The organism is Aeromonas sp. sia0103 (assembly GCF_963895295.1).
In the GTDB taxonomy this organism is placed as follows: domain Bacteria; phylum Pseudomonadota; class Gammaproteobacteria; order Enterobacterales; family Aeromonadaceae; genus Aeromonas; species Aeromonas encheleia.
This window is the reverse complement of record NZ_CAWQKG010000033.1, coordinates 164,663-186,637: the sequence shown is the minus strand read 5'-3', so window position 1 is coordinate 186,637 and position 21,975 is coordinate 164,663. Positions and strand designations below refer to the sequence as shown.

Here is a 21,975-nt window from a genome sequence, read left to right as displayed (position 1 = left end):
TGCAATCCATCTGGTGCCCATTAATCAGCGGGCTCAGCTCTGGGGCACCCTCACGCCCTTATCGAGATAGAGGCTGCTGTAGTGGGCACGGTGGCTGACAAACATCACCTGGTGGCGGCTGCCGTCGGAGAGGATGACGAAGTCGCCGGCCTGGGCGGGGCTTTGCAGGATGATGTCGTGTTCGGGGGCCGTCAGTTTGTCGACCTCCTCCTTGAAGCTGAGGGTGTAAGAATACATATGGCACTCCAGATCGGCTCATATACAGACACTGTGATCACACTCTAGCCGCCTGTGCCAGGATCTGCGGCGCCCAACCGACACCTGTGCGGCAGTTAATTTAACGGCTAAGCTGGGCCTGTTTTGCTGGTGTCACACATAGCTTTCTTCGCGCACCAGGCCAGTGGCCACATACGGGGCCAGCGTGGCGACAGCGCGAGGGGAGCCCGGTATTCTTTCGACATAAGAACAGGGAGTGATCATGATGGATCTGGTAACTGAGCTGGTGCGGATCGCCGCGTTTTCCGACGGTCCACAAGGGGGCAATCCCGCCGGGGTCTGGACGGGTGCCAGCCTGCCCGGGGCAGAGGAGATGCAACGCATCGCCGCCGAGGTGGGCTTCTCGGAGACGGCCTTTGCCGCCCCGCTGCAACCCGGTGAGTTGACCCGCTGGCGGGTGCGTTACTTCTCGCCCGAGGCCGAGGTGCCCTTCTGCGGTCATGCCACCATCGCCCTCGGGGTGGCGCTGGCGCACCGTTTCGGGGCAGGGGACTATGCGCTGAGCCTCAGCCAGAGCGATATTCGGGTCTCTGGCTGGCAGGATGAGGCCGGACAATGGCAGGCGGCGCTGCAGTCACCGCCGACCCGCAGTCAACCGGCATCCGCCGATCTGGTGCGTGAGGCCTTGGCGCTGTTTGGCTATGGCGCGGCGGATCTGGATCCTCGGATCCCGCCTGCCTTGATCCATGGCGGTGCCGACCACCTGCTGCTGGCCTTAAATAGCCGCACCGCGCTCAGTGCCATGCACTATGAGCTGGCTCAGGGGCGCATCCTGATGCGTCGAGAGGGGTTGGTGACCATATTGCTTGGCTACGCAGCGGAAGATCGGCTGTTCCACACTCGCAACCCCTTCGCCTATGGGGGCGTCTATGAAGATCCCGCCACCGGTGCGGCGACGGCGGCCTTCGCGGGATATCTGCGGGATCTGCACTGGCCCCATGGCGGCGCCATCGACATCGAACAGGGGGAAGACATGGGCATGCCGTCGCGGCTACACGCCGAGATCCCGGCCGAAGCCGGCAGTGCGATCAGGGTGTCCGGCCGGGCGCGGTGGATGTGATGGTTGGGCGGGCCTATGGCGCTGGTCTGCTGTATCGGCAGAGGATGGAAGGGGGGAGGTAAAGCCCCAGGGGGAAGAGATCAGCCCCTGAGCAGGGGCTGACGGGGTGCGCTCAGGGCCGACCGCTCAACAGGATGGCGCCGCCCAGAGAGATGAAGATCCCCCCCGTGATACGGCTAAACAGACGATGGCTGCGCCCCGGCTTGAAGTAGTTGCCGGCGCGTCTGGCCAGGGCCACGTAGCAGAGGTGCACCAGGCTGACGATGACGCAGATGGTCAGGTACATGGTCAGGAACTGGATCGGCAGCGGGCTCTGGTGATCGAGAAACTGGGGCAGCAGGGCGCAGAGGAAGATGATGGTCTTGGGGTTGCTGGCCGAGACCAGAAACGCCTCGCGCAGCAGGGAGGCGTCACTCCTTGTACTCATGGTTCGGCCAGGCAGGGCAACCTCCTGGTTCCCCGCCTTGGCGCTTCGCAGCGCCTTGTAGCCGAGGTAGATGAGATAACCACCACCCGCCAGCTTGAGGGCGATAAACAGGGGTGGCAGCGTCTGCAGCAGGGCGCCCACGCCCATGGCGACCAGGAAGATGAGGATGGCCTGGCAGAACAGATTCGCGCTGATGGAGAGCAGGGCCGAGCGCCAGCCGAGTTGCAGTCCGTTCTTGATCACCAGCAGCACATTAGGGCCCGGGGTCAGGGTCGCCAGCAGATAGGCCAGCAGAAACAACATCCATGTATCCAGATTCATGATATTTCCCTTGTGAAAAAGCCATGATGCCGTGTGCCGGGGGTACCGTCCAGCGGCTTCTATCGCGGCCTTGTGGCGACTTGGATTGCTCGCCGCCTGTTGGAACGGCGCCGAACACCAGGAGGAAGGGATAGGTGAGGCATCCGGTTATCCAAAGCATAAAAAAACCGCCTGATGGCGGTTTTTTTCATGGTGCCGACCCTTATTTCAGGGACTTCTTCAGCTTCTTGATCTTGCCTTCGTGCTTGGCAATCTTCTCCTGGCGGGCGGCGATTTTCTTCTTGACGTCTTTCTTGCTGGCTTTGGCCATCGGTAGTGCTCCTTGTTACGAGAGGGACATCATGGGGTCATGATGTCTTGGATCTGTCCATGGACGACCCAGAGTGCCACAGGGTTTCCATATGAGCTAGTGCTCAGTGACACCGGGTGTCGGCATTATCCCCTGGCGGGGCGACACACCCCAGCGGATGTCGTTGCACACTCAGCGGGGCTGGTTTGCAGGATAGCCCAGTTTCCGGCTCGCGCCACCCTCACCGCGACACCATCTGGCCGGCGGCCGGATACAAAAAAGCGCCCCTGGGGGCGCCTCTTGCATCATCCGACAAACCAGCCGATGGGGATCAGGCCTTCTTCAGGTAGGCCGCGACCAGCACGATCTGCACGCCGTTGACCTTGCCTTCGATATGCAGCGGGTTGTTGGTCAGGCGGATGCCCTTGACCAGGGTGCCGCGCTTGGCGGTGAAGCCGCCGCCCTTGACGTCCAGATCCTTGATCAGGGTGACGGCGTCCCCCTCCTGCAGCACGGCGCCGTTGGAGTCGACGGTCGGCACGCTGTCGTCATCCTCGCTCGCGACGCCCGCCTCGGCCCAGGCCTTGGTCTCTTCTTCCATGTACATCATGTCCAGCATGTCCTGGGCCCAGAGCTCACCCCGGGCGGACAGCGCCTTCAACTGGCGCCATGCCATCACCTGCACCGCCGGCACCTGGCTCCACATGCTGTCGCCCAGGCAGCGCCAGTGGTTGACCTCCAGGGTGTCCGGTTGCTCCAGCTGGCCACGACAGGTATCGCACAGGGCCAGGCTGTGATCATCGTCACTGGCGGGGGAGTGTGGCACCGGGAAGGCGGTCAGCGCATGTTCTGCTCCACACAGCTCACACTTGGCGTCCGCACGCGCTTGCAGGATGGCATTGATGGTCATGTTTTGGTTCCGTTCATATGGGTAAAGCGACCCGCCGGGGCGAGTCGCGCTAATGAGGGGGCGGAATATAGCATAAAACCCCGCTCTTTGTCAGGCTAACGCCAGCGCTGATGGCGGCGGGTCAGGGGAGTGCCGGTATTCATGGGGAGGCAGCCTTGAACCCTGACCCGTGATGGCCTGCCTGCACTGAGGAGTGCTTTTTGGTGGAGGATCGCTAGAATGAGCCTCTTTTTTTGAATTGCAGGACAACCATCGCCGTGCTGGCTCATCGTTTTCAACAACTGGATCGCTTGCTGACCGAGACCCGGCGCTGGTGGCAATATCAGCCCTATCACCACCTGACGCTCGCCTTCGCCGACGAGGCGCCGGCACTGGCCGCGCGGCTCAACGCCATGTCCCTCGCGCAGCTCAATGAGCTCGATGGCGACATGGCGGCGCTGTGCGCGCTGCTCGCCCCCTGGATCCCGGCGGGGGCGGCGCTGCACGGCTTGAGTGAGCTTGAACGCTTCCTCCCCGAGCCCATTCAGTGTGCCAGGGAGATGGCGATGCACATGCCGGGGCGCAAGCAGGCGCAGATAGAGGCATTCTGCGGCAACCTGCCCCCCCATCAGGGGCCCTATCTGGAGTGGTGCGCAGGCAAGGGCCATCTGGGGCGGCTGGTCTCCCTGCATAGAGGCGCCGAGATCCTGAGCCTGGAGCTGCAAGGTCAGCTCTGCGAGGAGGGGCGCCGACTGGCGTCCCGGGATGGCGCCCGCATGCAGTTTATTGAGGCCGATGCCTTCGCCGCCGAGTCGGGGGCGCTTATCGCCGAGCAGCATCACGCCATGGCGCTGCACGCCTGCGGCGAGCTGCACACCCATTTGCTGGAGCGGGTGGTCGAACGCGGTGCCCGCGGGGTCACCGTCTCTCCCTGCTGTTATCACCTGATCCGCGGCAGCCACTATCGCCCCCTGTCCACGGCCGCCCAGGCCAGCGATCTGCAACTGACCAAGGCCGACTTGCGCCTGCCGTTGCAGGAGACGGTGACCGCCGGCGCCCGCATCTCCCGCTTGCGCGAGCTGGAGGTGGTGTGGCGCCTCGCGTTCGACTGCCTGCAGCGCCATCTGCGCGGGGTGGATGAGTACCTGCCGGTGCCCAACATGCAAAAGAGCCTGCTCACCGGCAGCTTCGAGGCATTTTGCGCCTGGGCAGCGCAGCGCAAGGGGCTCATCCTGCCGGCTGGGCTCGATCTGGCCGCGTTTCTGGCCATGGGGGAGGCGCGCTACGGCGATGTCGCCCGCATGGAGCTGGTGCGCCACCTGTTCCGCCGTCCGCTCGAGATCTGGCTGGCGCTGGACCGCGCGCTCTTCTTGCAGGAGCAGGGGTATCGGGTCGAGGTGGGGGAGTTTTGCGACAAGCCTATGACCCCCCGCAACATCCTGATCCGCGCGGTGCGCCAGCAGATGAGCTGAGGGCGTTGCCGCCCTGGAGGCGTCGTCACCCACAGTGCTTCCTATAGAGCCCGATAGCCAGCGCCTTGATGACGCGGGCGTTGGCTCGCCGGGAGGGCGGCCCGGTTATTATGGTTTCTTGCCCGCCTGGACTATATCCAGGTTGTTTTCGGTGGTACTCGGAAATAGGCGCCTTTATCCCCATCAGGCAGAAATACCCGCAGAGTGAAATGGCTCACATATTCGCCACTTTCTTAATTCTCGAAGTGAATTTAGTTATTGCAACGCCTATGCTCGGCCTGAACTTCACGTTGAGACAAGGATTGTTATCTATGTTCAAACTCAAGCACAGCGCCTGGCTGATCACCCTTGCCTGCGCCTTGCCAAGCCAGGGGGCCATGAATATCCAGCCCGATCCGCAAAATAGCGGGGGATATGTGATTGCCGCGCCGGATCTGCTGGCGGTGGAAAAAGCCAAGACCGCCAATCCCATGTATGGCATCTGGTCCAAGGCATTGGCCACTCGTTCCAACACCATAGTGGATGCCATAGAGCCGAGGCAGGCCAGCAATCCGGATAACGTCAAACGGGTCGAGCGGGTATTTTCCGAATCGGATTGGGACTTTCTGACCCAGATGGCCGCACCTGAATATACCTATGTGCGCTTCTTGCGGGCGGTCGGTAAATTCCCGGCCTTCTGTGGGGAATATAGCGATGGCCGCAATGCGGATGCCATCTGCAAGAAATCCATAGTGACGGCCTTTGCCCATTTCGCCCAGGAGACCGGCGGTCATATCGGCAAAAATAACAGCTCCGATAATCCGCTGGCGCTGGAGGAGTGGCAGCAGGCGCTGGTGCACGTGCGCGAAATGGGTTGGTCAGAGGGACAGACCGGCTATACCACCGGCTGCGGTCAGAATGATTGGCAAAACAAGAAATGGCCCTGCTCCACCGGTCAGGGCTATTTTGGCCGCGGGGCGAAACAACTCTCCTACCACTTCAATTACGGCGCCTTCTCCGAGGCCATGTTCGCGGGCGACGCCACTGTGCTGCTCAACGATCCCGGCCGGGTCGCCGACTCCTGGTTGAACCTGGCCTCGGCCATCTGGTTCTTCCTGACGCCGCAGGCCCCCAAACCCGCCATGCTGCACGTGATCGATCGCACCTGGGTGCCCTCCCAGCGCGAGATTGCGGCGGGGATAGGCTATGGCTTTGGCACCACCATCAACGTCATCAACGGTGGCATCGAATGTGGTGAGCAAAATAAGGACAAGGGCCAGCCGGTCAACCGTATCCGTTATTGGGAAGGGCTGGCGGCCCATTACGGGATCTCCATCGAGGCCGATGAGAAAAATACCTGCTGGCAGCAGACCCCCTATGGCAGCCTGAATCTGAACGGTGCCACCGATGTGCTTTATACCAACTGGGACGGCAACTGGAAATATTATGCTGACAGGCCCGGTGGTTATTCGTTTGAATGTGAGCTGGTCGGGTTCCAGACCGCCTATTCGGCACTGGTACCGGGGGATTATGAGAAATGTGTGACCAACTTCTATGGCTCTCACGCCAATTGGCCCAAGGTGCGGGTGGTGGAAAAGCTGGATCCCACGCCGGTCGATCCCAATCCCCCCATGGGTGATGTCCCCGCCTGGTCCGTCAGCAAGGTCTATACCGCCGGTAATAAGGTCAGCCACAAGGGCATTATTTATCAGGCGAAATGGTGGACCCAGGGAGATGATCCCACCAAGGGTGGCCCCTGGGCTCATGTCATTTAATGGCGAGGTGATTGTCCTGCACCAAGGGCATATCGATCCGAGATGGTTATTGGGTCGAGTTGAATAACGCAAGGGAGGCGACGTGCCTCCCTCCATTTATCCCCGAGATGGCACAATAAAGAGGCTATTTGCCGTTCGCGCTGTTTCGGCTTATTGATGATGACCGTTTATTCGATAGCGTCGCGAATCTCCATCAAGGGCCTATTTTCTCGCCAATCTGGCTTCATCAGAAAGGGATCAGTCATGAATATCGCCATCCATTTTGAAATTCCGGTGCGGGATCTCGGGCGGGCCACCGCCTTCTACGAGCGGGTGTTCGAGTTGACTCTGGAGCGGGTCAGTATCGACGGCAACGAGATGGCGCTGTTTCCCCTCGATGAGCAGGCGCCCGGCTGCTCGGGGGCCTTGGCCATGGGAGAGAGCTATGTGCCGAGCCTGGACGGCACTCGCATCTATCTGCGGGTGGCCGAGATCGAGCGGGTGATGGCCCAGGCTCTCGAGGCGGGGGCAGGGGAGCTTTACCCGGTGACCCAAGTGAGCGAGCAGATCCGGGTGGCCGAGTTTCAGGACCCCGAGGGCAATCGCATCGCCTTGCAGGAGATGCGCTGAGCATTATTCGTACGGTGCATGCCAGATGAAATCTCATTCACCGGATTGATAGAGATGGCTCAATCTCGAGAAATACGGCCTGTTACAAGGCGCTGCAGGAGGTATTGACCACAAGATGGTCAGTTGTCGGCCTGTGCTTTGCGTGCTAATCCTCTGTGGCGACCGCGAGTAGAGGGTGGCTCAGCTCGCACAGTTCCCCAAGGTTCAAGGAGGCATCATGGAAGGTCATTGTCTGTGTGGCGGGATCAGCGTTTCAACCGGCGATCATAAAGAGGTCAACCTGTGTCACTGCGCCATGTGTCGGCGCTGGTCCGGGGGGCCCATGTTTGCGGTGCATGGCGGCAAGGATGTCCGCTTCAAGGGGCTCACCCCGGTGGCCTACCGCTCGTCCGAGTGGGCGGAGCGCGGCTTCTGTCCGACCTGTGGTACCCATCTCTTCTACCATCTGCTGCCGACGGATGAATACATACTGCCTGCCGGCCTGTTCCAGGATCAGTCGTTCGAGCTGGCCAGCCAGATCTTCATCGACGAGAAGCCGGACTTCTACGAGCTGAAAAACGACACCCAGACCCTGACGGGTCCGCAGGTGTTCGAGCAGTTCGCCCCCAAGGACTGAGGCAGAGAGCCGCTTATATGGATGAGCTGCGGCGGTTGCGTGGCGCCATGACTCGAGGAGGATAAGATGGATGAACAAGAGAAGCTGAGGGGGCCCGCCTCCTATTTCCCGGCCATCGAGCAGAAATATGGTCAGCCCATCGCCATTGGTTGGCCCTGCTGGCGGCTCGGGAGGAGCGCAAGCACATGGCGCTGGTGGCCTGGCTCAAGAGCGAGCACGGCATGGGGCACGGCCATGCCAATGCCCTGGTGGCCCACCATCTGGCTCAGGGCTGACCCTTTCGGTTGTGGCGGCTTTTCGGGGCGCACAACATCCCTCGGGCTCAGTCACCGATAGGATGTCATCGCCCGGTCGGGCAGGATTAGCCCCTCTCCATCTCGCGTCGACGGGGGGCCAACCTGTCCTTTGCGGCCAAGGGGCGTACCACGGGCACAGGAATCAAGGGACGACTCCATGCCTAACATTGGCGCCGGGGATCCATTCAGGAGGAGGAACTGCATGAAAATAAGCGTCAGCGTCCGGATCGAACGGCCACTCGCTCTGGTATGGGAGGGGTGGAACACCCCTGCCAGCATCATGGCGTGGAACGCCGCGTCCCTCGAGTGGCACTGCCCCAGCAGCCGGGTGGATCTCAGGGTTGGCGGGCGTTTTTGCCACCATATGGCCGCCAGGGATGGCTGCATGGGGTTTGATTTCGAGGGCACCTTTACCGAGGTCACGCCGCCGACCCTGCTGGGCTACGTCATGGACGACGGCCGGGCCGTCAGGGTGCGGTTCGTTGAGGAGCAGGGAAGCATCTGGGTGCACGAGGAGTTCGACGCCGAATCCGAACACAGTGGCGAGCAGCAGCGTGCCGGCTGGCAGAGCATCCTCGACAACTTCAAGCGGTATATGGAGAGCGCGCCCTGAGGCGCGCTTTTCGATCAACCCTTTCCTGCCCGGCGGCGGGCTACTCTTCGATATCCAGCAGCACCAGGATGGCGCTGTCGCCGCCCCATTCGCGCGGCGCCTGATGGAAGGCGCGCACATTGGGATGCTGGGCCAGCCAGCTCGGGATCCGTTGCTTGAGGATGTGTTTGCCGATGCCGTGCATCACGGAGGCGACGTGGATGTTCTCTTTCTGGCACAGGGTCAGCAGGGCGGCCAGCTCCAGTTTCGCCTGGTTCTGGTTCATGCCATGCAGGTCCAGATAGATCTCCGGCGGGTAGCTGCCGCGCTTGAGCTTCTTCAGTTCGAATTTCGAGACGTCCTCACGCACATAACGGGTCGGGCCATCCTCGTCCAGATGGGGCTGGTACTCGTCGCTGAAAAAGTGGCCAACCCCAAGCTTTTCGCGGCTTTCACGCAGTTCGCGTTTCTGCTTGACCGGGCGCAGGTCGGCCCTTATGGTATCTTGCTTAATTTTCCGGGTACCTTTGACAGCATCACGAAACAGCAGGTTTTCCTCGTCTGTGGGTGAGGGCGTTTTTTTCATCAGGTACTCGTCTTGCTCGCTATATAGGTTTCTCGGGCCGGATATTACTCGACTTGGAGGTGGATTTGGACAAGATATTTATCGATGAGGTGGTTGCCGAGATGCACACCATCCAGGACATGTTGCGCTGGGCCATGAGTCGCTTCAACGACGCCGGGATCTTCTACGGGCATGGCACCGACAACGCCTGGGATGAGGCCGTGCAGCTGGTACTGCCCGCGTTACATCTGCCGCCAGACGTGGATCCTGGCATGCGCCACTCCCGGCTGACCACCAGTGAGCGTCACCGCATCGCCGAGCTGATCATCCGCCGGGTGCAGGAGCGGGTGCCGGCCGCCTACCTGACCAACAAGGCCTGGTATGCCGGTTGGGAGTTTTATGTGGACGAGCGGGTGCTGATCCCGCGCTCCCCCATCGCCGAGATGGTGGCCAACCGCTTCGCCCCCTTCCTCAAACATGAACCGACCCGGATCATGGACTTGTGTACCGGCTCAGGTTGCATCGCCATCATCATGGCCCACGAATTCCCGCACGCGGAAGTGGACGCCATCGACATCAGCGTCGATGCGCTGAACGTGGCCGAGCGCAATATCACCGATCACGGTCTGGAGCAGCAGGTCATCCCGATCCGCTCCGATCTGATGCGGGATCTGCCGGTCGGTGACAAGTACGATCTCATCGTCTCCAACCCGCCCTACGTGGACTCCGAAGACATGTCGGACTTGCCTGAGGAGTTCCGGCACGAGCCCGAGCTGGCGCTCGCCTCCGGCTCCGATGGCCTCAAGCTCACCAAGCGCCTGCTGGCCAATGCCGCCGACTTCCTCAAGGATGACGGTGTGCTGGTGGTCGAGGTGGGCAACAGCATGATCCACCTGGAGTCCCAGTTCCCCGAGGTGCCCTTTACCTGGGTCGAGTTCGAGAACGGCGGCCACGGCGTGTTCGTGATGACCAAGGCCGAGCTGGAGCAGTACCGGGACCATTTCGCGATTTACAAGAGCTAAGCAGCAAGGAGCACCCATGGCAGGGAACAGTTTTGGCCAACTCTTTCGGGTCACCACCTTCGGCGAGAGCCACGGCCTGGCGCTGGGCGCCGTGGTCGACGGCTGCCCGCCGGGGCTGGAGATAAGCGAGGCGGATCTGCAAGTGGATCTGGACAGGCGCAAGCCTGGCACCTCCCGCTACACCACCCAGCGCCGTGAGGCGGACGAGGTGAAGATCCTGGCCGGGGTGTTCGAGGGCCGGACCACCGGCACCTCCATCGGCCTGCTGATCGAGAACCAGGATCAGCGCTCCAAGGATTACTCCGACATCAAGGACCTGTTCCGCCCGGGCCACGCCGATTACACCTACCACCAGAAGTATGGTCAGCGTGACTACCGGGGCGGCGGCCGCTCCTCGGCGCGGGAGACCGCCATGCGGGTCGCGGCGGGGGCCATCGCCAAGAAATACCTCAAGCAGATGCACGGCATCGAGATCATCGGCTTCCTCTCTCAGCTCGGCCCCATCAAGGCCGAGGCGTTCGACGCAGGGCAGATCGAGCAGAACCCCTTCTTCTTCCCCGACGCGGGCAAGCTGGAGGCGCTCGATCAGTACATGCGCGATCTTAAAAAAGAGGGCAACAGCATAGGCGCCAAGGTGCAGGTCATCGCCCGCAACGTGCCGGTGGGCCTGGGTGAGCCGGTGTTCGACCGGCTCGACGCCGACATCGCCCACGCCATGATGGGCATCAACGCGGTGAAAGGGGTCGAGATCGGCGACGGTTTCGCGGTGGTGGAGCAAAAAGGCTCCGAGCATCGCGACGAGATGACGCCGGCAGGCTTTGCCAGCAACCATGCCGGCGGCATCCTGGGCGGGATCTCGTCCGGTCAGGAGATAGTGGTGAGCATGGCGCTCAAGCCCACCTCCAGCATCACGGTGCCGGGCAAGACCATCAATACCAGCGGTGAGGCCACCGAGATGATCACCAAGGGTCGCCACGATCCCTGCGTCGGCATCCGTGCCGTGCCCATCGCCGAGGCCATGCTGGCGCTGGTGTTGATGGATCATCTGCTGCGCCACCGTGCCCAGAACCAGGGCGTGTTGACCCAGACACCGCAGTTGCGCTGATCTCGGTGCCGGGCACTCGGCCGATCATGCTGGACGACAAAAAAAGGCGACCCCAGGGTCGCCTTTCTCATTGTGTATTGTCGCGTATTGTCATCAGGACGCGGGCTGGCCCAAGGTGTCGTCATCCGGTGTCTGGCTGCCGTCGAAGCGGCAGAGGGGCGGGGCAAAGGCCTGGCTTGGCTGGGGCAGGGTGGCGATGGCGGCGTCGATGCGGGCGAGCTCGGGCTCGCTCACCGCATCCCTTGCGAACATCAGGCTGACCGGTTGCCGATGCAGCAGCAACTGGCAGTGGATGTACCGATTGGCCCCCAGCTGTGTCAGCCGATAGTTGGCGTACTGCCACTCCATGATGACGCCGTCCAGACGCCGGGCCAGCAGCAGTTCGATCAGCCGCTCGTCCGAGTTGTATTCGGTGGCGAACCTAAGGGCCGGGCAGGCCGCCGTCAACGGGGCAGGGCGGGTGCCGCGCAGCTTGCCAAGGCGCAGTTGCGTCTGCCCGCACAGATCGGTGAGGCGCTGGATCCCTTGCCAGCGATCCACGTGGCCCGGGATGGGGGCGTTGCTCAGCAGCACGAAGCTGGCGCGCCTGTAGGGAGCCGAGAAGCGGGCAAACTGGCGCCGCTGCGGGGTCTCGAGTGCTCCCATGGCCAGATCCAGCCGCTGCTGCTCGACCAGGTGCAGGGCCCGGGCCCAGGGCAGGTTGCGAAACTGGGGGGTCAGACCCGCCTTGTGCAGGATCTGGCGCGTCAGCGCCACATCCAGCCCGGTCAGCTCGCCCCCCTCATCGATCTGGCTGAAGGGCGGCCAGGGACTCCAGGCCACCGACAGCGTCTCCTTGGCCGCCAGCGGCAGGCTCAGGGCGAGCAACAGACCCACTCCCATCGCGCGCCAGAGCGCGCCGGGGGCGCATATCCTCATCAAGCAAAACCTCCTTGTCAGACCTTCGAGGCAAGCGCCAACGGCGGCCAGGCATGGTCGTCTGGCAGAGGCTGGCGCGAGCGGGTGTTATCATCGTCGTTCCACCCAGCAGAGGCACAGTTTTCCATCCATGCTGGGAGGGACGTCACATTTTTCTCGTGTAACAGGGCCAACTCCGATAGACTGCACCTCTATTCTTTCCCCTTTGCTCTGCTCCCCGGGGAAATCGTTGTTTTCTCAATAGGCCCAGATCTTGTGAGATGGCATCGGCTCAGCAGAGGAGCCCCACCACAAATCCCCGGCGCCCCTATCCCTAGCAGGTAATTATGAGTTTTTCTTCCCTCGGTCTGGCCGAACCCTTGTTGCGTGCCGTTGCCGAGCAAGGCTACGACACCCCGTCTCCCATTCAGCTGCAAGCGATCCCCGCCGTTCTGGCTGGCCGCGACCTGATGGCGGCGGCCCAAACCGGGACCGGCAAGACCGCAGGCTTTACCCTGCCGATGCTGCAGCGTCTGATGGAGAGCAAGCGTAAGGTTTCTCCCAACCGGATCCGTGCCCTGGTACTGACCCCGACTCGTGAGCTGGCCGCCCAGGTGGGCGAGAGCGTGCGCAACTACGGCAAGCATCTGCCGATGCGCAGCCACGTGGTCTTCGGTGGCGTCAGCATCAACCCGCAGATGATGGCTACCCGCCGTGGTCTGGACGTGCTGGTGGCCTGTCCGGGTCGCCTGATGGATCTCTACAACCAAGGCGCCGTGCGCTTTGACGAGGTGGAAATCCTGGTGCTGGACGAAGCGGACCGCATGCTCGACATGGGCTTCATCCGTGACATCCGCAAGATCCTGGCCCTGATGCCGAAGCAGCGTCAGAACCTGCTGTTCTCCGCGACCTTCGCCGAAGAGATCCGCGAGCTGGCCACCGGCCTGCTCAACAACCCGGCGGTGATCGAAGTGGCCCCGCGCAACAGCACCGCCGAGCGTATCGAGCAGCTGGTGCACCCCTGCGACAAGGCCAACAAGATCGGCCTGCTGAGCCATCTGGTCACCAGCAACGATTGGCAGCAGGTACTGGTGTTCACCCGTACCAAGCACATGGCCAACCGTGTCGCCGAGACCCTCGACAAGAACGGCGTCAGCGCCGCCGCCATCCACGGCAACAAGAGCCAGGGTGCCCGTACCCGTGCCCTTGCCGGTTTCAAAGATGGTAACGTCAAGGTGCTGGTCGCGACCGACATCGCCGCTCGCGGTCTGGACATCGACAAGTTGCCGCAAGTGGTCAACTTCGAGCTGCCCAACGTGGCGGAAGACTATGTGCACCGCATCGGCCGTACCGGCCGTGCCGGCGCCGCCGGTCATGCCATCTCTCTGGTCGCCGCCGATGAAGGCAAGCTGATCAAGGCCATCGAGCGTCTGACCAAGCAGAACATCAAGTGCGAGCAGGTGGCTGGCTTTGAAGCCTCCCGTGAGACGCTTGACAACATCGCCCGTGGCATTGGCGCGCCGCTGCGCAAAGAGCCGCGCGATCCGAGCGAAGAGCGCCGTGCGCCGCGCCCGCAAGGTCAGCGTCAGGGTGCCGGTCGTTCCGGCAATGCTGGCGGTGCGCGCACCGGCGGCAATGCGGGCAAGCCCAAGCCGCAAGGTGGACAGCGTCCGGCCGAGGGGGCCGCCAAGCCGGCCCAGGCCCGTCGTCCACGTCGCGCCAGCCACAACCAGTAAGCGGTTGAGGGTTCGCCCTCATCCTCCCACCGGTTGATAGAAAAAGCCCTGCCAGATTGGCAGGGCTTTTTTGTGTCCGTCGTTTGCCGCCATCCTGGGCGCCTGGGGTGGTAGCCGAAGACGGGGAGGGCCAGCCTCGGCGCGGCGTCAGCAGGTGGCCATCAAGACGTCATGCTTGCTGACCTGGGTCTGGATCTGCTGGCACAGGGTCTGAATATGGGGCTCATCCATTTTTTCACGAGAAATATAGATACCGATCACCCCCTTGTTATATTCCTCGTCCATGTCGAGCGGGACTATGCCGAATCGGGCGAAATAACTCGCCATGCTGCCCGGATAAGGCATGACGGCATTGCTGGTATTTGCCATGTCGATGCCGGCGACCAGCGAGTTGCAGGTATAAATGATCTTGTCATTGAGCTGCATGTCGGCCTGATCTTGCTGCTTTCTTGCCAGATCCTCGACCAGATGCAGATATTGCTGCTCATCCGTGGTGATCAACAGGCTGGGGTAATTCACCAGATCCTGCTTGCCGCATATTTTCCCCGAGAGGGGGTGCCCGGCCCTGACAAAGACGGCGTCGCTGGACGTGAATAACGGGATGAAGATCAGGCTGTAATGTTTATCCAGGCCATGGATCTCATGCCCCAGAAACAGATCGATGTGATTGCCCAGGAGCAGATCCAATAGCCGCAGGTGATTGCCCACCTCGATATTGATGGCACAGGACGGATTGGCCTCTCGATAGCGCAGGGTGACAGGGTGCAGCACCCGTTGCCACCAGGCATGGCCGGTGCCCACTCTCAGTGGCAGCGCCGCCCGCTCGCGAAGCAGCGCGAGCCGTCTGAGCGTCTCGTCGTAGATCCGCTGCATCACGCGGGCCTGTGTCAGCAGCAGCTCCCCGGCCGGGGTCAGCGCCACGCCGCCGGCGTGCCTGATCAGCAGGGTCGTGCCCAGGCTCTCTTCGAGTTTCTTCATGTTGTGGGTCAGCGTCGGTTGGCTCAGCCCCATATGCCGGGCTGCCAGACTCAGGCTCTGGTGGGTCGCGACTTCGATGAATTGTCTTAGATGTTTGTCCACGGAGAATGGCGTCCGTTCAGGGTCAGGCGGAGCGCAACGCTAGAGCAAGCATGCCATGCTGTCAATCGCCAGGCTGTCGCCCGAAACGGTTTTTATGTGTGGCTCTTCACGTTGTTTTCTATTCGCTTTGACCGGCAATGGCGCCATTTTAGTGCGGGCGATCACGCAATCTCATGCCGTTATAGAGTGTATCTATCTTGCCTGCCGGGTCATCTATGTTTGCTTTCAGGCATGCCGGTGTAAGCTGCGAGAGCAATTTTATTGTGTCACTCAAATAACAAAACAAATAATAAAGTAACGAAGGGAAAATATGAGAATCCATCCATTGGCTTTATCCGTGGCATTATTATGCGGCGGCGTCGTCTTGTCCGGTTGCAACGATAACAGCTCCTCCGCCAGTAATGATAATAACGTCAATCCCGAGGTGAAGGCTCCCTGGGATTTCGATCTCTACCTGGTCGGGGAATTCAGCGGCTGGGATCGCACAGACAAATTCAAGCTGCTCTTCAAGGACGGGGTCTACCGCTTGGATAACCTGAAGATGAATTCAGGCATGTCGCCCTTCAAGGTAGGGGGCCCGGAGTGGACCAAATATCCTGATTTTTCTGCCGACAGCCGCAAAGAGACCAGTATTTTCCCCGATCAGCTCTATCCCATGTATTACCAGAATAACGGCCAGAACAACCGTCTGGTCGTGACCGAAAAAGGGTTGCTGGATATCCAGGTCAAGGTGACCAATGCCGATCTGGCGGCGCCCGTCATCGAATTTTTCATGGTGCGCGATGAGCCCAACTACGACGAAAGCCTCTATCTGAAGGGCATAGATGGCAACCTCGAGCCCGTCTTGCAGATGGTCTACCAGGGCGACAAGCGCTATGTGGTGGTCGCCAAGCTGGCCCCCGGCGAGCACAAGATAAAGATGGCTTCCGCCCAGGATGGGATAGGTTTTGGCCCGAGCGGCGCCATCTCATTGAATGAGAGCGTCAGGATGCAGCGCTGTGACAGCAGCTGCCAGCTGGCGTCCCTGTCGGTGTCACAGGCGGGATATTACAAGTTTGTCCTCGATGCGAGTCAGGATGAGCAGGCACCCTGGCTGCGGGTCAGTGCGGCGACGGACGAGGATCTTGGCATGATCAATCCCCATGAAGGGCACGAGCTTATCGAGAAGCGGGAGTACCAGACCCACAAAGCCGGGGTCAAGGAGGTGGCCACCTTCTCGGTCAAACAGGCCGGAGCCGACTATCGCGGCTATGCCCAGTCGACGACCCAGGAGCTGCGGGATCCGGGGGATAGCTTCACCACGTATCAGGAGCAGGCGGATCTGCCCCGGCTGCGCTCGGGCGACATGGTGTTTGATGCCCTGTTTGCGCTGGCGACGCACGAGATGCGGCAAAACAGCGTGGCCCAGGTCAAGGATGGCAGTTACGGCGGCGGTCAGGCGATCCCCTGCGACTGCTTCGAAACGGGGGCCAAGTGGCATTATGTCTGGACGCGGGATCTCTCCTACGCCACCGATCTGGGGCTGGGGGTCCTGGATCCGCAACGGGCGCGGAACTCCCTGCAGTTCAAGCTCTCCGACTTCAGGGCCGAGCTGAAGCAGGGCCTCGACGGCCTGATCCCGCAGGGGCGCCAGATCATCCAGGATACGGGGACCGGGGGCAGCTGGCCCATCAGCACCGACCGCATGGGCTGGGCGCTGGCGGCCGAGCAGGTGCTGGCGGCGCTGCCTGCCGGGGAGCGCAGTGCCTTCCTGCCCGAGGCGTTCGAGGGGTTGCGCAATACCATAGAGAGCGATCGACTGGCGGCCTTCGATGAGGGCGATGGCCTCTATGTCGGGGAGCAATCCTTCCTCGACTGGCGTGATCAGACCTATGCCAAGTGGATCACCGCCGACATCGCCCACATCGGCATGAGCAAGTCCCTCTCCACCAACGTGCTCCACTATCAGGGGTTAGGGCTGGCGGCGCGTCTGGCTGCCGAGCTGGGCCAGGATGAGCTGGCGACCCGCTACAGCCAGTGGGCCGCCGAGCTCAAGCTGGCCATCAATCATGGCTTCTGGCTGGCGGATGAGCAGATGTATGCCAGCCTGATCAACACCAGCACGGATCCGAGCCCGGCCTACAAGTTCGACCTGCTCGGGGAATCCCTTGCCATACTGGCGGGCATTGCCGATGAGGGCCAGGCCAGGGCGATCGTCAGCCGTTATCCCATGGGGCCTTATGGCGCCCCTGTCTACTTCCCGCAGCAGCCCGATATGCCGGTCTACCATAATCGCGCCATCTGGCCCTTCGTCTCCGCCTATGGGCTGAAAGCCGCCGCCCGGGTGCAGAACGTGGCCGTGGCCGATCGCCATGTCGACTCCCTGATGCGCGGAGCCGCGCTCAACCTCTCCAACATGGAGAACCTGGAGTGGCTCTCCGGTCAGCCCTCGCTGATGGATCTGACCCATCCCGATCTGACAGGTCCGGTTATCAACTCTCAACGCCAGCTCTGGTCCGTCGGCGGCTATCTCGGCATGGTGACCAGCACCCTGTTTGGCTACAACCTGGAAGAGCAGGGGATCCGGGTCTCGCCCTTCGTCACCGCGCACCAGCACAAGCTGATGGGGGCCAAGCCGGAGGCGGCGCTCAAGGGGCTGAACTACCGCGGCAAGCAGATCGAGATCAAGTTGCTGCTTCCCGAGGTCGGGGAAGAGGGCAGTTACTACCCGGTGCGGAGCATCCTGCTCAATGGCGCCCCCGTGGCTGAGCTGATCACCGAGGAGATGCTGGCGGCCAGCAACCTGATCGAGGTCCAGCTGGGAGCCGGGGTGGCCGATGAGCAGGGGATCCGCCTGATCGAGGACGTGGCGCCGCTGGATGTGGAGAACCGCAAGGTGTTCGCCCCGACCGAGCCCACCCTGTCAGGGGTCACCGAGCAAGGGGGCAAGCTGGTCGTCGCCTTGCAAGACAGCGTCAACCAGGGGGCGCTCAGCTACAACATCTATCGGGATGGCAAGCAGGTGGCCGCCGGGCTCGAAGCGGCGAGGGACTGGGTCGACGAGCTGGCGCCGCAACCGGGCATGGCCTATTGCTACAGCGCGGAAGCCATCTACCCCGAGTCCGGTAACCGCTCCCATCACTCCAAGCCGGTGTGCTACCAACCCGAGCGCCAGCGCATCGCTGTCGATGCCGATGCGGTCTCCCATAGCGGCATCCTCACGGCGGCCGATACGGCCATTCCCGTGCCCTATCTGAAGGACTGGGGCCGCCCGGAAGATACCCTGCTGGTGCGGGGCGTCACACTGGATGGCAAGCGCGCCATTCGCCTGCAATACAGCAATGCCCAGCACGCCATCAACCTGGGGGTGACCAACGGGGTGAAGCGGGTGTCCGTGCTCAGCAATGGCAAGGTGGTCGCGAGCGGCGTGGTGCAGATGCCCCACGTGATGCAGGATGGCGACCTCAAGCCGCTGCGTGACTCGACCCCCGTCATCGCCGAGGTGCCGGCGGGACAGTACGACATCCTGGTGAGTGACTTCTATAACATGAGCTATCTGAAGGCGAACGCTACCTACAACGATGCCGGTGGGCAGGGCGGAGCGGTCAACCTGATCGATCTGGCCAGCATCACCGTCTCGGCTCGTTAAGTCGCCGTCGCAGAGCAGCCCCGGGCCGCTGGCTCTGGGCTGTCACCATGATGCAGCCCAATGAAAAAGCCCTGCCAGTTTGGCAGGGCTTTTCTGTGTGTGCCGTTCGCCGGGAGTCCGGCGTTTCAGTCGAGGGCTGAAACGGTTTACAGCGCCGCCTCAGCTGGCTTGCTTATCCGCCTTCGCGCGTTTCTGTCTGCACAATGCCCTGAGCGCGCCGAAGAGGGCGAGCAGTATCCCCATGAAGATGAACAGGAAGCCGATGGGCAACAGGCCGAACGGCTCGTGCAGATAACCCTGGCTATCCAGGTATGAGCCGATCAGCTGGAAGCTGATGAGGGAGATCACCCCGAGTGCCGTGAACAGCGCCGCCAATTTCATCATCATATTATCTCGTGGTCTTGGAAGAGGTCCCAGCCTGTCATGGCAGAGTGAAGTGAATATGAAGTGGGGCTAAAGAGTATTTCAGCGGCAGACTGCCTGATGCGTTGGTCACAGCTATGGGGCAGACCCTGCCAGCGCCAGCGCCAGCATCGGCCTTGTGCGAGGTGTCAGCAGGCACAAAAAAGCCCCGCCAGGTTGGCGGGGCTTCTCTTTTTCCATCCAAGGATGAGGGTCAGAGTGCCGGCAGCAGCCCCAGGCTGACGCTCACCTGGACGCCGACGATCAGTACCCCCATGGCACCGGCCAGCCCCAGCGCCAGCACGCCACCCGGGGCGCGGTAGTGGTGCGCCTCGGCCCGCTTGCGGCTCTGCCACACCAGGGTCACCGGCAGCAGCACCGCCAGCACCGCCAGGGCGATGGCGGCATAACCCAGCGCCATGATGAAGCCCTGCGGGAAGTAGAGCGCGAACAGCAGCGGCGGCACGAAGGTGATCATGCCTGTCTGGATACGGCCGCCGGCATTGTCCTTGCGGCGGGTCACCTTGGCCATGAAGTCGAACAGCCCCAGGGTCACCCCGAGGAAGGAGGTGGCCAGCGCCAGGTCTGCGAACAGGTGCATCGCCTGATTGAACGCCGGCCAGCTGACCAGGTTGCCGACGCTGGCCAGCAGGCTGTCGAGGGCCCCGCCGGTCTGGATCAGGGTCTGTTGACCGAGCAGCCCCAGGATGGCGACCTGCCACAGCACGTAGAGGATGAGCGGCAGGGCGGAGCCCCACACGAACACCCGGCGCAGCTGCTTGGGGCAATCGCCGAGGTAGAGCATCACGCTCGGAATGGAGCCGTGGAAGCCGAACGAGGTGAAGATGACCGGCAGGCCCGCCAGCAGCAGCCCCTGGCCGAGCGGCATGGAGAGCAGGTGCTGTCCCTCGGCGCGCGGCAGCAGCAGCGCCAGCACCCCTACCATGATCACCAATTTCACGGTGAACATCAGCCGGTTGAGGTAATCCACCTGCTTGGTGCCCACGCACACCATGCCGCCAAACAGCAGGGTGAAGGCCCAGGCCGCCTGCTCCTGGCTGACGGTGGTGCCGGCATCGGCCAGCGCCTGCGCCAGCAGGCTGCTGCCGCCGCTGATGTAGGCGGAGGCGAGCGAGTAGAACAGCATCAGGATGCAGAAGGAGGCGATGCGTTTGCCCCAGGGGCCGAGCAGGTGATCCGCCAGCTGGTGCAGGTACCACTTGCCGGTGTTGAGGCTGGCTTCCACCTGCAACATGGCGGTGAAGGCCATCAGCGCCCAGAGCCCGATCATCAAGAGCAGGGTGGCGGGGCCGCCGAGGGAGGAGGAGGCCAGCGGCAGGGCCAGCATGCCGGCGCCTATGGTGGTGCCGGCAATCAACAGGGTACAACCCAGGGTTTTGGTGTTCATGTGTCCATCCGAGATCAGAGAAAGAGTGCCAGAAGCAGGGTCAGGAGGCGCCTCCGGGGCTGAGGCCGGAGGCTAGCAATATCGGAGTGGACGCATCGTTACGAAAAACCGCTCGTTTGTAAAAGATGGTTGCCACGTTAGCGGATCAAAATAGCGGAGACAAGCCTATTACGGCAGATCTTGTACTGCAAGGTGGTGATAAGTGGAAATAAAAGATGACAGAAGGCGGGATTCTTTGGTGAAAAAGCGCACCGACGGTGGTTGCCGCCAGCGCGGTGGGCTCAGCGGCGACGCTTGAGGGTGCGGCTTATGTAGTGCAGGCCGCAGTGGTATTCGCCGTTGATGGCCTTGAGCGCGAGGGCGAGCGCCTGGCCGGCCAGGGCGTCGTGCTGCTGGGGCAGGGAGTTGATGCCGAAGGGGAGAAAGTCGAGCAGGCGATCGTCACCGAAGGTGGCCATGGCGAGCCGGCTCATGTCGGTCTCCTGCTCCAGCAGGTAGTCCAGCACCCCCTCCATCAATATGTAGGAGGTGGCGACCAGCGCCTCGGGCAGCTGACCGAGCCGCAGGTGCAGCTCCTTGATCAGCCGATAGCCCTCGATACGGGAGAAGTGCTCCCCCTCGCAGATGTGGGGCGTCAACTGTGACGCGGCAGCTTGCTGAGCCAGCGCCTGCTCGAAGCCCGCTTTCCGCTCCTGGCTGATCGTGAGGCTGGGCAGCGCTGTGATCAGTGCCACATGCCGGATGGCCGGGGTGAGCAGGGAGGCGGTGAGATCGAAGCTCGCCTTCTGGTTCTCGCTCGCCACAGTGACGAAGTGATCGGCGGCCATGGCCCGATCGATGGCCAGGATCTGGACGCCATGGGCCTGCTGCTGCAGGTAGAAGGGATCCTCCGGCGGCAGGCAGCTCGCCACCAGCAGCGCATCCACATGGCGGCTGACCAGCATCCGGGCCAGCTCCTTCTCGGTATCCGCCTCATCTTCCGAGCAGACGATCAGCAGCTGATAGCCCTGCGCCCTTGCGCCCTGCTCGAGCCGCTTGGCGAGCTTGGCATAACTGGCGTTCTCGAGATCTGGCAGGATGAACCCCAGGGTGCGGGTCTGGCCACCGCGCAGGGAGGCGGCGCGGCTGTCCGGTTGATAGTTGTGGGCATTGACCACCGCCATCACCTTGTCACGGGTGGCCTGGCTGATGCGGTATTGATCGGCCTTGCCGTTGATCACATAGCTGGCGGTGGTGCGCGAGACACCGGCGAGGGCAGCGATTTCATCCAGTTTCATCATCTTGGCTCTGTTTGAGTTGCAAGGTCCGCGACGACCCAGGGTAGGGACACCGAAAAGTGTGCGCGGGATCATATCATTGAAAAGCACTCGGCGTCGGCACTTGAACAATCAGCTGAAACGATTCAGTCTGAGTGTAAGTGAAACGATTCAGCTTGTCAGCAGGCAATGGGTGACCGGGGTTGAAAAGCCGCCCTGGATCACCGAAGGACGCAATCCAGTCTATTGTCAGCAGGCAAATTACCCGAGTGTTA

Annotated in this window: 20 protein-coding genes; 11 read left to right on the top strand and 9 right to left on the bottom strand. The window is 62.0% G+C overall.

Features of this window, described 5'->3' with window-relative positions:
- Nucleotides 1–33: 33 nt before the first annotated feature.
- Nucleotides 34–237, bottom strand: coding sequence for a hypothetical protein (locus AACW18_RS12145; RefSeq protein ID WP_218291312.1), 204 nt, complete (start codon nt 235–237; stop codon nt 34–36).
- 241 nt (nt 238–478) lie between these two features.
- On the opposite strand from AACW18_RS12145, the gene AACW18_RS12140 reads away from it, so the two are divergent.
- Nucleotides 479–1,336 (top strand): PhzF family phenazine biosynthesis protein, encoded by an 858-nt coding sequence (locus tag AACW18_RS12140; RefSeq protein WP_218388789.1) that lies wholly within the window; start codon nt 479–481, stop codon nt 1,334–1,336.
- Nucleotides 1,337–1,448: 112 nt separating this feature from the next.
- Here the strand turns inward: AACW18_RS12140 and AACW18_RS12135 are convergent, their stop codons facing one another.
- The gene (locus AACW18_RS12135) at nt 1,449–2,084 is read right to left on the bottom strand and encodes a LysE family translocator (protein ID WP_218388788.1); all 636 of its coding nucleotides are present in this window, start codon (nt 2,082–2,084) and stop codon (nt 1,449–1,451) included.
- A 620-nt stretch (nt 2,085–2,704) separates the two neighbouring features.
- On the bottom strand, nt 2,705–3,283 hold the full coding sequence (locus AACW18_RS12130; protein WP_218388787.1) for a PhnA domain-containing protein: 579 nt from the start codon (nt 3,281–3,283) through the stop codon (nt 2,705–2,707).
- A 233-nt stretch (nt 3,284–3,516) separates the two neighbouring features.
- On the opposite strand from AACW18_RS12130, the gene AACW18_RS12125 reads away from it, so the two are divergent.
- The 6 genes from AACW18_RS12125 (at nt 3,517) to AACW18_RS12100 (ending at nt 8,622) form a co-directional block, all read left to right on the top strand.
- Nucleotides 3,517–4,734, top strand: coding sequence for a methyltransferase (locus AACW18_RS12125; protein WP_256351869.1), 1,218 nt, complete (start codon nt 3,517–3,519; stop codon nt 4,732–4,734).
- A gap of 311 nt (nt 4,735–5,045) precedes the next feature.
- Nucleotides 5,046–6,488 (top strand): chitinase, encoded by a 1,443-nt coding sequence (locus tag AACW18_RS12120; RefSeq protein ID WP_218388786.1) that lies wholly within the window; start codon nt 5,046–5,048, stop codon nt 6,486–6,488.
- A gap of 243 nt (nt 6,489–6,731) precedes the next feature.
- Nucleotides 6,732–7,097, top strand: coding sequence for a VOC family protein (locus AACW18_RS12115; RefSeq protein WP_218388785.1), 366 nt, complete (start codon nt 6,732–6,734; stop codon nt 7,095–7,097).
- 217 nt (nt 7,098–7,314) lie between these two features.
- The gene (locus tag AACW18_RS12110) at nt 7,315–7,713 is read left to right on the top strand and encodes a GFA family protein (RefSeq protein WP_218388784.1); all 399 of its coding nucleotides are present in this window, start codon (nt 7,315–7,317) and stop codon (nt 7,711–7,713) included.
- Nucleotides 7,714–7,898: 185 nt separating this feature from the next.
- Nucleotides 7,899–7,988, top strand: coding sequence for a DUF4287 domain-containing protein (locus AACW18_RS21505; protein WP_256351868.1), 90 nt, complete (start codon nt 7,899–7,901; stop codon nt 7,986–7,988).
- A 223-nt stretch (nt 7,989–8,211) separates the two neighbouring features.
- The gene (locus AACW18_RS12100) at nt 8,212–8,622 is read left to right on the top strand and encodes an SRPBCC family protein (protein ID WP_218388783.1); all 411 of its coding nucleotides are present in this window, start codon (nt 8,212–8,214) and stop codon (nt 8,620–8,622) included.
- A gap of 40 nt (nt 8,623–8,662) precedes the next feature.
- Here the strand turns inward: AACW18_RS12100 and smrB are convergent, their stop codons facing one another.
- A complete protein-coding gene (gene smrB, locus AACW18_RS12095) occupies nt 8,663–9,187 on the bottom strand; it encodes an endonuclease SmrB (protein ID WP_042652236.1) in 525 nt (174 codons plus the stop codon).
- 65 nt (nt 9,188–9,252) lie between these two features.
- Here smrB and prmB point away from each other — a divergent pair, with 65 nt between their 5' ends.
- Entirely contained in the window at nt 9,253–10,188 is a 936-nt protein-coding gene (gene prmB / locus AACW18_RS12090; protein ID WP_218329309.1) for a 50S ribosomal protein L3 N(5)-glutamine methyltransferase, read from the top strand.
- A gap of 16 nt (nt 10,189–10,204) precedes the next feature.
- Nucleotides 10,205–11,293 carry a chorismate synthase gene (gene aroC / locus AACW18_RS12085; RefSeq protein WP_042652235.1) on the top strand — a complete coding sequence of 363 codons (1,089 nt, stop codon included), beginning with the start codon at nt 10,205–10,207 and terminating at the stop codon, nt 11,291–11,293.
- 93 nt (nt 11,294–11,386) lie between these two features.
- Here the strand turns inward: aroC and AACW18_RS12080 are convergent, their stop codons facing one another.
- On the bottom strand, nt 11,387–12,211 hold the full coding sequence (locus tag AACW18_RS12080) for a substrate-binding periplasmic protein (protein ID WP_218389002.1): 825 nt from the start codon (nt 12,209–12,211) through the stop codon (nt 11,387–11,389).
- 326 nt (nt 12,212–12,537) lie between these two features.
- On the opposite strand from AACW18_RS12080, the gene AACW18_RS12075 reads away from it, so the two are divergent.
- On the top strand, nt 12,538–13,926 hold the full coding sequence (locus tag AACW18_RS12075; RefSeq protein WP_042652233.1) for a DEAD/DEAH box helicase: 1,389 nt from the start codon (nt 12,538–12,540) through the stop codon (nt 13,924–13,926).
- 147 nt (nt 13,927–14,073) lie between these two features.
- Here the strand turns inward: AACW18_RS12075 and AACW18_RS12070 are convergent, their stop codons facing one another.
- Nucleotides 14,074–15,006, bottom strand: coding sequence for a LysR family transcriptional regulator (locus tag AACW18_RS12070; protein ID WP_218388782.1), 933 nt, complete (start codon nt 15,004–15,006; stop codon nt 14,074–14,076).
- A gap of 526 nt (nt 15,007–15,532) precedes the next feature.
- Here AACW18_RS12070 and AACW18_RS12065 point away from each other — a divergent pair.
- Nucleotides 15,533–18,634, top strand: a complete 3,102-nt coding sequence (locus AACW18_RS12065; RefSeq protein WP_218389001.1) for an MGH1-like glycoside hydrolase domain-containing protein — start codon at nt 15,533–15,535, stop codon at nt 18,632–18,634.
- A gap of 159 nt (nt 18,635–18,793) precedes the next feature.
- Here the strand turns inward: AACW18_RS12065 and AACW18_RS12060 are convergent, their stop codons facing one another.
- From AACW18_RS12060 to cra, 3 genes are all read right to left on the bottom strand, one after another.
- Nucleotides 18,794–19,021 (bottom strand): DUF3955 domain-containing protein, encoded by a 228-nt coding sequence (locus tag AACW18_RS12060; protein ID WP_218388781.1) that lies wholly within the window; start codon nt 19,019–19,021, stop codon nt 18,794–18,796.
- Between the two features lie 229 nt (nt 19,022–19,250).
- Entirely contained in the window at nt 19,251–20,444 is a 1,194-nt protein-coding gene (locus tag AACW18_RS12055; protein ID WP_042652230.1) for an aromatic amino acid transport family protein, read from the bottom strand.
- A gap of 281 nt (nt 20,445–20,725) precedes the next feature.
- Nucleotides 20,726–21,724 (bottom strand): catabolite repressor/activator, encoded by a 999-nt coding sequence (gene cra, locus AACW18_RS12050; protein WP_218388780.1) that lies wholly within the window; start codon nt 21,722–21,724, stop codon nt 20,726–20,728.
- Between the last annotated feature and the right edge of the window lie 251 nt (nt 21,725–21,975).

What these genes read in the sequence shown, in the direction of transcription:
- AACW18_RS12145 (WP_218291312.1), bottom strand. Translation starts at nt 237, where the DNA reads ATGTATTCTTACACCCTCAGCTTCAAGGAGGAGGTCGACAAACTGACG.
- AACW18_RS12140 (WP_218388789.1), top strand. Translation starts at nt 479, where the DNA reads ATGATGGATCTGGTAACTGAGCTGGTGCGGATCGCCGCGTTTTCCGAC.
- AACW18_RS12135 (WP_218388788.1), bottom strand. Translation starts at nt 2,084, where the DNA reads ATGAATCTGGATACATGGATGTTGTTTCTGCTGGCCTATCTGCTGGCG.
- AACW18_RS12130 (WP_218388787.1), bottom strand. Translation starts at nt 3,283, where the DNA reads ATGACCATCAATGCCATCCTGCAAGCGCGTGCGGACGCCAAGTGTGAG.
- AACW18_RS12120 (WP_218388786.1), top strand. Translation starts at nt 5,046, where the DNA reads ATGTTCAAACTCAAGCACAGCGCCTGGCTGATCACCCTTGCCTGCGCC.
- AACW18_RS12115 (WP_218388785.1), top strand. Translation starts at nt 6,732, where the DNA reads ATGAATATCGCCATCCATTTTGAAATTCCGGTGCGGGATCTCGGGCGG.
- AACW18_RS12110 (WP_218388784.1), top strand. Translation starts at nt 7,315, where the DNA reads ATGGAAGGTCATTGTCTGTGTGGCGGGATCAGCGTTTCAACCGGCGAT.
- AACW18_RS21505 (WP_256351868.1), top strand. Translation starts at nt 7,899, where the DNA reads ATGGCGCTGGTGGCCTGGCTCAAGAGCGAGCACGGCATGGGGCACGGC.
- AACW18_RS12100 (WP_218388783.1), top strand. Translation starts at nt 8,212, where the DNA reads ATGAAAATAAGCGTCAGCGTCCGGATCGAACGGCCACTCGCTCTGGTA.
- smrB (WP_042652236.1), bottom strand. Translation starts at nt 9,187, where the DNA reads ATGAAAAAAACGCCCTCACCCACAGACGAGGAAAACCTGCTGTTTCGT.
- aroC (WP_042652235.1), top strand. Translation starts at nt 10,205, where the DNA reads ATGGCAGGGAACAGTTTTGGCCAACTCTTTCGGGTCACCACCTTCGGC.
- AACW18_RS12080 (WP_218389002.1), bottom strand. Translation starts at nt 12,211, where the DNA reads ATGAGGATATGCGCCCCCGGCGCGCTCTGGCGCGCGATGGGAGTGGGT.
- AACW18_RS12075 (WP_042652233.1), top strand. Translation starts at nt 12,538, where the DNA reads ATGAGTTTTTCTTCCCTCGGTCTGGCCGAACCCTTGTTGCGTGCCGTT.
- AACW18_RS12060 (WP_218388781.1), bottom strand. Translation starts at nt 19,021, where the DNA reads ATGATGATGAAATTGGCGGCGCTGTTCACGGCACTCGGGGTGATCTCC.
- AACW18_RS12055 (WP_042652230.1), bottom strand. Translation starts at nt 20,444, where the DNA reads ATGAACACCAAAACCCTGGGTTGTACCCTGTTGATTGCCGGCACCACC.
- cra (WP_218388780.1), bottom strand. Translation starts at nt 21,724, where the DNA reads ATGATGAAACTGGATGAAATCGCTGCCCTCGCCGGTGTCTCGCGCACC.